The organism is Nocardiopsis yanglingensis (genome assembly GCF_045809185.1).
Lineage (GTDB): Bacteria > Pseudomonadota > Gammaproteobacteria > Xanthomonadales > Xanthomonadaceae > Stenotrophomonas > Stenotrophomonas yanglingensis.
In genome coordinates this window covers 114,396-124,787 of record NZ_JBJNRH010000005.1, presented here as the reverse complement: position 1 = coordinate 124,787, position 10,392 = coordinate 114,396, and the positions used below count along the sequence as shown (strand labels likewise).

Sequence of the window (10,392 nt, the reverse complement as noted above, 5' to 3'; positions counted from 1 at the left end):
TCGACTTCGAACGCGACGCCGGTGCCGCACTGAAGCTGTTGCGTCGCCAGGGGCTGACCATGCCCGTGCTGCTCGATGCCGACTGGGACGGCTGGCGCCGCTTCGGCATCACCGCCTGGCCAACCCTGGTGCTGCTGGATGCGCAGGGCCGCGAGCAGCAACGGCTGGTGGGGCAGGGTGTACCCGGTGAGCTGGAGCGTGCCTTGAACGCGCTGTGCCAGGGCGCACCGTCGGCGCCGCCGCGCGGCGGCAGCGAACTGCACCCGGAACCCCGACAGGCGCTGCGCTTCCCGCTCGGCCTGGCGGTCAGTACCGAACGCCTGTACATCGCCGACAGCGGCCATCACCGCATCCTTGAATGCAGCCATGGCGGCCGCATCCTGCGCCAGTTCGGGCTGGGCACCGCTGATTTCATGGACGGCAACCTGGCCGAAGCGGCGTTCCACCGCCCGCAGGCGCTGGTGCTGGAACGCGATTCGCTGTACGTCGCCGACACCGGCAACCACGCAGTGCGCCGCATCAACCTGCTGACCGGCATCGTCGACACGCTGTGTGGCAACGGGCGTCCCGGTGCGCCGGTGGAAGGTCCGGTCGCGCAGGCGCGGCAGGTCTCGCTGGACCATCCGGTCGGCCTGGCCATCGCCGACAACCAGCTGCACATCGCGATGGCCGGCGACAACCGTATCTGGAGCTACCACCTGGGCCAGCGCAGCCTGCAATGGCGCGCCGGCAGTGGATCCATCGATGAACGTGATGGCAGCGGCCATCTTGCTGCCTTTGCCCAGCCAACCGCGCTGGCCGTGGTGCAGCAGGTGCTGTACGTGGCCGATGCATTGGGATCCTCGATCCGTGCACTGCAACTGCGCGGCGACCTGGTGCAGACGCTGGTCGGGCAGGGACCGTGGCGCTTCGGTAGTGAAGACGGCCCGCGCGCGCAGGCCAGCCTGCAGTTCCCGCAGGCGATCGGATTGAGCGCGGATGCGCCGCTGCTGTGGATTGCCGATACCGGCAACGGCCGCCTGCGCACGCTGCGCCTGGGTGGTGGCGAACTCACCACCCAGCCACTGCCGCGCCGCCTGCATGGCCCGGCCGGGTTGGCAGTGGGCGCCGGAGCGGTGTGGATCGCCGAGACCGACGCCCACGCCGTGCTGCGATTCGACCCCGACAGCGGCGTGCTCAGCGAAGTGCCGATCAGCGAATGACCGACGTTCCCGCTCCGGTCTTCGACGGCAAGGCCTTCGCGGCCCAGCTCAGCACCGCCCCCGGCGTGTACCGCATGTACGCTGCGGACGACACCCTGCTGTACGTGGGCAAGGCGCGCGCGCTGCGCAACCGTGTCGGTAGCTATTTCAACGGCAGCCCGAAGAACGCGCGGATCATGTCGATGATCTCGCAGATCACGCGCATGGACGTGACCGTGACGCGCTCGGAAGCCGAGGCGTTGCTGCTGGAAAACCAGCTGATCAAGTCGCTGTCGCCGCGTTACAACGTCTCGCTGCGCGACGACAAGACCTATCCGCATGTGCTGCTGACCCGCGAGGACTGGCCGCGCATAGCGCTGCATCGCGGCCCGCGTGCCATTCCCGGGCGCTATTTCGGGCCGTATCCCGGCGTCACCGCGGTGCGTGAAACGCTGAACCTGATGCACAAGCTGTTCAAGCTGCGCAGCTGCGAGGACAGCGTGTTCCGCAACCGCTCGCGGCCGTGCCTGCAGTACCAGATCGGCCGCTGCAGTGCGCCGTGCGTGGAGCTGGTGCCGGCGCCGGAGTACGCCGAATCGGTGCGCCGCGCCGCGCTGTTCCTGGAAGGCAAGAGCGACGAGCTGACCCGCGAGCTGGGCGAGCAGATGCAGGCCGCCAGCGAGGCGCTGGAGTTCGAGCAGGCCGCGCGTCTGCGCGACCTGATTTCTTCACTGCGCAGCATGCAGACCCGCCAGTACGTGGATGGTCGCGCCGCGGACCTCGACGTGCTGGCGGTGGCCATGCAGGGTTCGCAGGCCTGCGTGCTGCTGCTGGCCTTCCGTGATGGCCGCAACCTCGGCACCCGCCCGTTCTTCCCGCGCACCAACGGCGAAGAAAGCCCGGAGGAAGTGCTGGCCGCGTTCGTCTCGCAGTACTACATCGAATTCGAGCCGCCGCGCGAGATCCTGCTGGATCGCGAGATTCCCGACGCCGACCTGCTGGTCGCCGCGCTGTCGGCCTCGGCCGAGCGCAAGGTGCAACTGAAGTGGAATGTGCGCGGCGAGCGCGCCGGCTACGTGGAGCTGGCCAGCCGCAACGCGCAGCTGACCCTGGCCACCGAACTCAACAGCCGCAACGCGCAGCACGCGCGCAGCGATGCGCTGCGCGACATGCTGGGCCTGGCCGAGCCGGTCAAGCGTGTCGAATGTTTCGATATCAGCCATACGATGGGAGAGGCCACCGTCGCCTCTTGCGTGGTGTTCGACGCCGCCGGCCCGGTGCGCGCGCAGTACCGCCGCTTCAACATCAGCGGCATCGAGCCGGGCGACGACTACGCCGCCATGCGCCAGGCCATCGACCGCCGTTTCCGCCGTGCGGTGGAAGAGCAGGGTGTGCTGCCGGACGTGCTGCTGATCGACGGCGGCGCCGGCCAGTTGGCTCAGGCGCAGGCCGCGCTGGCCGACCTGGGCGTGGAAGGCGTGCTGCTGGTGGGCGTGGCCAAGGGCGTGGAACGCCGCGCCGGCCACGAAGCGCTGGTGATGCCCGATGGTCGCGAACTGCGCCCGGGCGCGGCCAATCCGGCGCTGCAGTTCATCCAGCAGGTGCGCGACGAGGCGCACCGCTTCGCCATCACCGGCCACCGCGGTCGCCGCCAGAAGGCACGGATGACCAGCAAGCTGGAGGACATTCCCGGTATCGGCCCCCGCCGCCGTGCCAGCCTGCTCAAGCATTTCGGTGGTCTTGTAGGCCTGAAAGCCGCTGGTGAAGCGGAAATCGCCAAGGTGGAAGGCATCAATGACGCCCTCGCGGCACGTATCTACGCTAACCTGCACGGGTTGGCCACGCCTGATCCGGCCGAGTAGAGAGAGAAGCACGCAAGCATGAAGTTGACCCTGCCCACCTGGCTGACCTTGTTGCGGATCGTGATGATCCCGGTGCTGGTGCTGGTGTTCTACCTGCCCTACACCTGGACCAACTTCGCTTCGGCGGCGATCTTCGGCCTGGCCGCGATCACCGACTGGCTCGACGGCTGGATTGCTCGCCGTTACCAGCTGGAGTCGGCCTTCGGTGCCTTCCTCGACCCGGTCGCGGACAAGCTGATGGTGGCAGTGGCGCTGTTCCTGATCGTGCAGGGCCACCCGACGCCGTGGATGGCGTTCTGGGCAGCGGTCATTGTCGGCCGCGAGATAGCGGTGTCGGCGCTGCGCGAGTGGATGGCCGAGCTGGGCCAGCGCGCCAAGGTACGCGTGGCGATGATCGGCAAGGTCAAGACCACCGCGCAGATGGTTGCGCTGCTGTGCCTGCTGTATTCGGTGGCCCCGAACGTGCCGGTGGAAGACATCTGGATGGGCTGGCCGGTGTTCCACATCGGCGACTGGACTCTGGCCATTGCCGCCGTGCTGACCCTGTGGTCGGGCCTGCAGTACCTGCACGCCGCCTGGCCGAGCCTGCGCGATGACGAGCGCGCGGCGCGCGAGCGTGCGCGGCAGAAGAAGCTGGGCAACTGAGCCCCGGGGTCGGATCCCTTTCCGCAGGAAAGGGCTCTGACCCCATCGATGCGTCTATCCACGCATGGCGTGGATCTACTGGAAATGCTGCATCCACGGATGATACGGAACTATCGGTTTGCAGAGATGCTGTAGTAGATCCACGCCATGCGTGGATACGTGGCGCTGGGCGCCTCGCAGGCCCTGAAAAAAGCGCTTGACGCCATCCTTGGAATAGGTAAAATTTCGCCTCCCAAGCGGGAATAGCTCAGTTGGTAGAGCGCAACCTTGCCAAGGTTGAGGTCGCGAGTTCGAGTCTCGTTTCCCGCTCCAGATTCAAGAAAAACGCTCCCGGAAGGGGGCGTTTTTCGTTTGCGCCCAACGCGCTTCATTGTCACTTCACCGTCGCTCCATCGCCCCACCACATGAATGCTGGATGCTGCATCCTTCGTTCCAAGGGTGACGCCGCGATGCCTCATCAATCCTCCGCCTACGACCACGATCTGGTCATTGTCGGTGCAAGCTTCGCCGGCGCTGCCTGCGCGTTGGCCGCCGCGCAGTACGGCCTGCGCGTCTGCGTGCTTGAACGCAAATCCGATCCCGGCGAGCGCCTGCACACCACCGGCATCGTGGTGAAGGAAGCGATGGAGCAGACCTGGCTGGGGCGCATGCCCGAATACCTGGTGCAACGCGTTGCCAATGTGCGGCTGTATGCGCCGAATCTGCGCAGCGTGTTGTTGGCCGCGCCGGGCTATTACTTCCTCACCACCGATACGCCGAACCTGATGCGCTGGCTGGCCAGCGAGCTGCGCGCGAATGGCGTGGACCTGCGCCTGCAGCAGTCCTTCACCGACGCCCATCGCAGTGGTGACGGCTGGCAGGTGGAAGGGGCAGGGCGGTGCGCCTACCTGGTCGGCGCCGATGGCGCACGCTCACGCGTTGCCCAGCGCACCGGCCTCGGCCAGGTGCGTGACAACCTCTACGGCGTCGAACGTGAGTTCGCCGGCCTCCAGTTGCCGCAGGGCGACGCACTCCATTGCTTCGTCAGCAAGCGCTTTGCACCGGGTTACATCGGCTGGGTCGCACAGAACCCGACCGGGCTGCAGGTCGGCTTGGCGCTGCGCCATGACCCGAACCAGGTGCGGCCGCCAGATATCGATGGCTTCCTTGAGCATGTGCGCGATGTGGTCGGCATTCCGCCCTCGGCGCGTCCTTCGGCCACCCGCGCCGGTCTGGTGCCGTGCGGCCGGCCGGACGGCCCGATCACCGGCCCTCGCCTGATCCTGACCGGTGACGCGGCGGGCATCGTCTCGCCGCTCTCGGCTGGCGGCATCCATTCCTCGTGGCGGCACGGCTGGGCGGTCGGCGAGGCGATTGCCCGCCATCTGCGTGGGCAAGGGCCGGAAGCGGAACGGGTGGCGCGGCAGGTGGCGCCGGCATTCCATGGCAAGCGCCTGCTGCGCTGGGCGATGGATCATCTGCAGGCCGACTGGCCGCTCAACGCACTGCTGCACACGGCGGCCATGCGGCGCATCGCTGAGCAGGTCTACTTCCACCGACGTGGCCTGCGCACGTGATGCGCATTTCGATGGGAATATAATTCCATGATTCTGTAGTTATTTGCATGAATACGCATATAAGACACAAAATTAGGGAATTAAATTCATTGAACAGGGGTGGTGCCGATTCTATAATTTGGCTGCCAACTGGCATGGGAAGAGGGTGGTGAGCGCTATGTTGGATTTGGGCTTCAGCAAGCCCGGCGAGGTCGTCAAGCGACTCTGCGAGCGCTTGCGCACAGAGCGCATGGCGTTGGGCATGACACAGTCGGAGCTGGCCGGGCGTGCCGGCATCGGGACCAACACCGTGTCCAACCTGGAGGCCGGGCGCAATGTTGGCTTCGAGGCGGTGGTCCGCGTGGCGATGGTCCTTGGTCGGATCAACGAACTCGAAGGCCTGTTCCAGCCAAAGCTGGACAGCATCGAAGACATTCGGCGCTACGAAGAGGCCGCGAATCGCCTCCGGACGAAGAGGAAGCCCCGCAATGCCTGAGCAAGTGAATGTCTTCTACGAGGGGTGGGGAGAGCGATGGCTCTGGGGAACGCTGGTCTCCACCACCGCCCTGACCGGCCGCCCTCTGATCGCGTTCGAGTACAGCAACGAGGCCAGGCAAAGGGGGCTGGAGCTGTCTTCGTACAAGCTGCCGCTGGCCGGCCCTCCGTTGCGGCGGGATTTTCCGGACCATCAACTTCAACTGCCCGGGCCCGTGTATGACGCCTTGCCAGACGGCTGGGGGATGCTGCTGATGGACCGCATGTTCAGGCGCCGCAGGATCAACACAGCACGCATCGGCCCGCTCCAGCGTTTGGCCTACATCGGTGGCAACGCGATGGGGGCCATGACGTTTGAACCTGTGGCGCCCGAGGGCGAGGCGCCGCAGGTCCACATCCCGCTGGAGCAGCTTGCCGCCGAAGTGCAGGAGGTGCTCCGGGGAGACGGTGGCGAATTTCTGCAGACCTTGCTGCTGGTGGGCGGCTCACCCCAAGGTGCAAGGCCCAAGGCACTTGTCTATCGCGATCCGCATCTGGGTGGGTTCACCACGACCGCCGGGCCAGGGTTCGAAGCCTGGCTGGTCAAGTTCCCGGCCAGAGAAGAGCATGCCGAGGTGTGCGCCATTGAAATGGTCTACGCCGAGTGCTTGCGCAGGTGCGGCATCGAGACCCCGGACACGCAGTACTTCAGCCTGCCCAATGGGCTGGCCGCGTTCGCCAGCAAGCGCTTTGATCGCCACGACGGGTTGCGTGTACCCATGCAGAGTCTTGCCGCGTTCACGGGCGCCAACTACCAGGCGGCGGGGGCGTTGGACTATGTCAACTTCCTGCGCGCGACCCAGCTGTGTACCAATGACGTGCGGCAAATGGCCGTGGCCTTCGAGCGTGCGGTCTTCAACGTCGCCTTCAACAACCGGGACGACCATCCGAAGAATTTTGCCTACATCATGTCGCCGGATGGGCAATGGCGCTTGGCCCCGGCCTACGACGTGACCTTCTGCGAGGGACCCAACGGATATCACCAGATGGACGTCATGGGGGAGGCACTGGCGATTTCCCGTGCTGACATGCTTCGGCTTGCCGAGGAAGCAGAAGTGCAGCAGGGTGACGCCAGTCTGGCGATTGACGGCATTTGCGAGGTGGCCAGCCAATTCACCGAAATCGCCAACGGCATGTATTCAAACGTTATTGCTCAAGACACCTTGAGCATGATCCAAGGGCGCATCAACGAGAACGTGGCTCTGCTGCAGCAAGTCCGGCGTGGCCTGCGGACCTGAGGTCCGGGCCCAGGCGCCTGAACGCCGCCCTTCACTTCACGTGAAAATTCCTGTTGACGCCGTGCAGCAATATCGACACAATAGCGCTCCTTCGACGCAGGTCGAACGAAATCTGCGGGAATAGCTCAGTTGGTAGAGCGCAACCTTGCCAAGGTTGAGGTCGCGAGTTCGAGTCTCGTTTCCCGCTCCAGATTCAAGAAAAACGCTCCCGAAAGGGGGCGTTTTTCGTTTGTCACACCGGTTGCACCACTGCCGCGCTAGCGTGGCTTGCCGGGCAGGGCGCTGCACCAGGTCCGGGCATCCTGCCGGTCGAAACCGGGGCAGCGGTTGTCCTGCGGGATGTAGACGTAGGGAACGTCATCTTCGTAGGTGAAGTGGTAGTAGTAGGTGCGATCCTTTCCGTACAACCAGTAGTTCGACGAGCCCTGGTTGATGGCATACGGCTCGAAGGTGAAGATCGAGGATTCGGCGGGAATGAAGTTGCTGCGTTCCATCAGTAGCAGCGTGGCGTTCGAGACCAGTGGGGTGGTCAGGACGAGCATGATCACACCGACAGTCGCTGTCGTGATTGAGCCAATCAGCAGCCAGCGGCGAGGGAGTTTCACGGTCGGGCAGCATCGAAGCAAGGCAATGCCGCAATGTGCAATACGCCGTGAAAGTCGTCCAGTGTTCCGTGCCGGGAACACATTGAAAGCCTAGTGAAAGACTGGGTCGGCGTTGCCTGAACCGCACGCGTGCTGTGACCTTTTTCGGACGATTTCTCCATGTTCGCTCCACAATCGCACGGTAGCCTTCATGCTCCTTCTACACGTTGGCGGGCTGGTGGTCAGGCGTATCACTTCAGTGGCAGTGCCCAGGACCGGGCGCGGACTCTCCCTGCATGCAGTGCTGCGCCCCGGTGCGTTGTTGGCAAGCCTGGCCCTGGCCGGTTGCATGTCGGTGACTGTTCCGGACCTGCCGGACCGCACGCCCAGCACCTGGACCCAGGTGCCGCAGGGCCAGGGCGTGGCAGTGGACGCCAGACAGTGGTGGAAAGTGTTGTCCGACCCGGCGCTGGATGGCCTGGTCGATCAGGCGGTCGCCGGCAATCTCGACCTGCAGCAGGCGACCCTTCGCCTGCAGGCTGTTCGGATTGTCGCTGGTACGTCCGACTCGCGTTTCCTGCCGGAAATCTCGGCCAGCGCCAAGCAGGTACAGGACGCCGCCGCAGTCGATACCTACTTTCATGCCGGCATCGAAGCGATCTGGGACCTGGGCCTGTTCGGCGCCGCCGAGAGCGCGCAGCTGAGCGCGCAGGCCTCGGCCGGCAATGCCGAGGCGCTGCGCAGTGCCGCACAGGTGGCGGTGATTGCCGACGTGGTGCGCAGCTATCTGGACCTGACCGTGGCACAGGCCCAGCAGGACCTGCTGGCCCGGCAGCAGACCGTGGATGACCGTGGCGAACAGTTGGCCCTGGTCCGCCAGCGCCTGCGCCTGGATGAGCCGGGCGAGCTGGATCGCCTGCGTGCACGCCAGGCCGCCACCCGCGCTGCCATCGCACAGGCTCGGGAAAACGCCGACAACGCGGCCCGTGCGCTGGCATTGCTGCTGGGTCGTGACGGTCCGGATCCGGCCTGGCGCGCCTATCGCACGCCACCGAAGCTGGGTGCGTTCTCGCTGCAGCAGGTGCCCGCCGATCTGCTGCGCCACCGTCCGCAGATCCTGCTGGCCGAATCAGAGGTGATGCAGGCTGCCGCCAGCAAGGGCTCCGCGCGCGCCGCGATGTATCCGCGGGTCAGCCTTGGCGGCTCCATCCTGTATGCCTACAACCTCACCCAGAACGCCCGCTCCAACTCCGACTCCAGTCCGTCGATCGGCCCGTACGTCGATATTCCGTTGTGGGATTGGGGCCAACGCCGTGCACGTTTCCATGCCGACGAAAAGCAGCTGGACGCTGCACTGCTGAGTTACCGCAAGGCGGTACTGGAAGGCGTGAGCGAAGTGGAGGGCGCGCTGGGCAGCCTTGCACGCCAGGACAGCAGCATCCAGTCGCTGCGCGCGGCCGATGACGCCGCCGGCCAGCAGGTCAAGCGCCAGGCGCGGCAGGTGCAGTTGGGCCTGTCGAGCGAATTCGATGGGCTCGACTCGCAGCGTGCCGCGCTCGCCTCGCAGGCTGATCTGATCGGTGCGCAGGGCGCGCGCGTGCTCGCATTCGCCTCGCTGTACCGCGCCCTGGGCGGCGCACCGCTGCCAGTCGAGGCTGAGGGCGAGGCGCAATGATCGCACTGGCTCGCAAGACCCTGGCCTACGAGTGGCGCCGGTTCCTGCCGGTGGTGCTGGCGATGTGTTTCGCCGGCGTGCTGCTGATCGTGCAGGCGGCGCTGGTGCTGGGCATCTTCGGTACCGCCGCGATCTACGTGAAGGCATCCTCGGCCGACATCTGGGCCGGTTTCCCCGGCACTCAGAGTGTCAACTACGGCCATGCAATCAGCGCGGATGTGGAAAGCCATCTGCGCATGGATCCGGATATCACCCGCGTGGAGCCCTACGAGTGGGTCGATGGCGAATGGCGGTCCGGCGCGCAGGGTACCGGCAACGTGTCGGTGTACCTGTCCGGCATCTCCACCCAGGACGACGCGATGATGTTCGCGCGCATCCTCCCTGCCGACCTGCGCGCACAGCTGCGTGAGCCGGGCGCGGTGATCGTCGACAGTGCCGATCTGGATACGCTGGGCGTGGACCTGCAGAACAACCGTGCGTGGATCAATGGCAAGGCGGTGCGCGTGGTCGCCGCACAACCGGGCCTTCGTGGCCTGGGTGGCGTCAACGTGCTGGCCTCGCTGGATACCGCGCGCGCCATCGCCGGTACCGATCCACACGAGGGCAGTACCTATTTCGTGGCGGGTCTGCGTTCGCCGGACCTGGCCAACGGCGTGCGTGATCGTCTGGCCGCGTCGATGGGGCAGGCCACGCCGGTCGAGTTCTGGACCGCGCCGGAATTCGCCAGCCGCTCGCAGCAGTACTGGCTGTTCGATACCGGTGCCGGCATCGCGGTGTTGTTCATGGCCGTCATCGTCTGCTTCGTCGGCGCGGTGATCACCAACCAGTCGTTCGCTTCGGTGGTGGCCGGCTCGGTTCGCGAATACGCCACGCTCAATGCGCTCGGTGCCGGGCGCTATGCGCTGGCGCGGGTGGTGTTCGAGCAGGCATTGCTGATCGGCGGCGTGGGCATGTTGCTGGCAGCGGCGTTCAGCACCGTCGTGCTGTTGATCGCACAGACCCAGCGCGTTCCGGTGCAGCTGACACCAATGGTGATCATCGGCTGCGTGGCGCTGGTCGCGGTGATGGCCATGCTGTCGAGCATCATGGCGGTACGCAGTGTCGTCCGCTCCGATCCCTCGTTGCTGCTGCGCTGAGG

General features: G+C 65.7%; 9 protein-coding genes and 2 tRNA genes. 10 read left to right on the top strand and 1 reads right to left on the bottom strand.

From position 1 onward, the window contains the following. Positions 1-203: 203 nt before the first annotated feature. From ACJ7C5_RS09600 to ACJ7C5_RS09565, 8 genes are all read left to right on the top strand, one after another. Positions 204-1,202 (top strand): NHL repeat-containing protein, encoded by a 999-nt coding sequence (locus ACJ7C5_RS09600; protein WP_412703753.1) that lies wholly within the window; start codon positions 204-206, stop codon positions 1,200-1,202. Continuing rightward, on the top strand, positions 1,199-3,043 hold the full coding sequence (gene uvrC / locus ACJ7C5_RS09595; protein WP_412703752.1) for an excinuclease ABC subunit UvrC: 1,845 nt from the start codon (positions 1,199-1,201) through the stop codon (positions 3,041-3,043). The genes ACJ7C5_RS09600 and uvrC overlap by 4 nt, the downstream gene beginning before the upstream one ends. Positions 3,044-3,061: 18 nt before the next feature. Then, positions 3,062-3,688 (top strand): CDP-diacylglycerol--glycerol-3-phosphate 3-phosphatidyltransferase, encoded by a 627-nt coding sequence (gene pgsA, locus ACJ7C5_RS09590; protein WP_012510614.1) that lies wholly within the window; start codon positions 3,062-3,064, stop codon positions 3,686-3,688. A gap of 236 nt (positions 3,689-3,924) precedes the next feature. Then, positions 3,925-4,000: transfer RNA gene (locus tag ACJ7C5_RS09585), tRNA-Gly, on the top strand. A 137-nt stretch (positions 4,001-4,137) separates the two neighbouring features. Continuing rightward, positions 4,138-5,244, top strand: coding sequence for an NAD(P)/FAD-dependent oxidoreductase (locus ACJ7C5_RS09580; protein WP_412703751.1), 1,107 nt, complete (start codon positions 4,138-4,140; stop codon positions 5,242-5,244). Between the two features lie 157 nt (positions 5,245-5,401). After that, entirely contained in the window at positions 5,402-5,719 is a 318-nt protein-coding gene (locus ACJ7C5_RS09575) for a helix-turn-helix domain-containing protein (protein ID WP_412703750.1), read from the top strand. Beyond that, complete coding sequence (locus tag ACJ7C5_RS09570) at positions 5,712-6,995, top strand: type II toxin-antitoxin system HipA family toxin (RefSeq protein ID WP_412703749.1); 1,284 nt, start codon at positions 5,712-5,714, stop codon at positions 6,993-6,995. Before ACJ7C5_RS09575 ends, ACJ7C5_RS09570 begins: the two co-directional genes overlap by 8 nt. Before the next feature lie 114 nt (positions 6,996-7,109). Beyond that, positions 7,110-7,185: transfer RNA gene (locus tag ACJ7C5_RS09565), tRNA-Gly, on the top strand. A gap of 67 nt (positions 7,186-7,252) precedes the next feature. Here ACJ7C5_RS09565 and ACJ7C5_RS09560 read toward each other — a convergent pair. After that, a complete protein-coding gene (locus tag ACJ7C5_RS09560) occupies positions 7,253-7,537 on the bottom strand; it encodes a hypothetical protein (RefSeq protein WP_412703748.1) in 285 nt (94 codons plus the stop codon). A gap of 253 nt (positions 7,538-7,790) precedes the next feature. Between ACJ7C5_RS09560 and ACJ7C5_RS09555 the strand changes: the two genes are divergently transcribed. Next, positions 7,791-9,254 carry an efflux transporter outer membrane subunit gene (locus tag ACJ7C5_RS09555; RefSeq protein WP_412703747.1) on the top strand — a complete coding sequence of 488 codons (1,464 nt, stop codon included), beginning with the start codon at positions 7,791-7,793 and terminating at the stop codon, positions 9,252-9,254. Beyond that, positions 9,251-10,390: an ABC transporter permease gene (locus ACJ7C5_RS09550; RefSeq protein WP_412703746.1), complete on the top strand. Its 1,140-nt coding sequence runs from the start codon at positions 9,251-9,253 to the stop codon at positions 10,388-10,390. The genes ACJ7C5_RS09555 and ACJ7C5_RS09550 overlap by 4 nt, the downstream gene beginning before the upstream one ends. Positions 10,391-10,392: the final 2 nt, after the last annotated feature.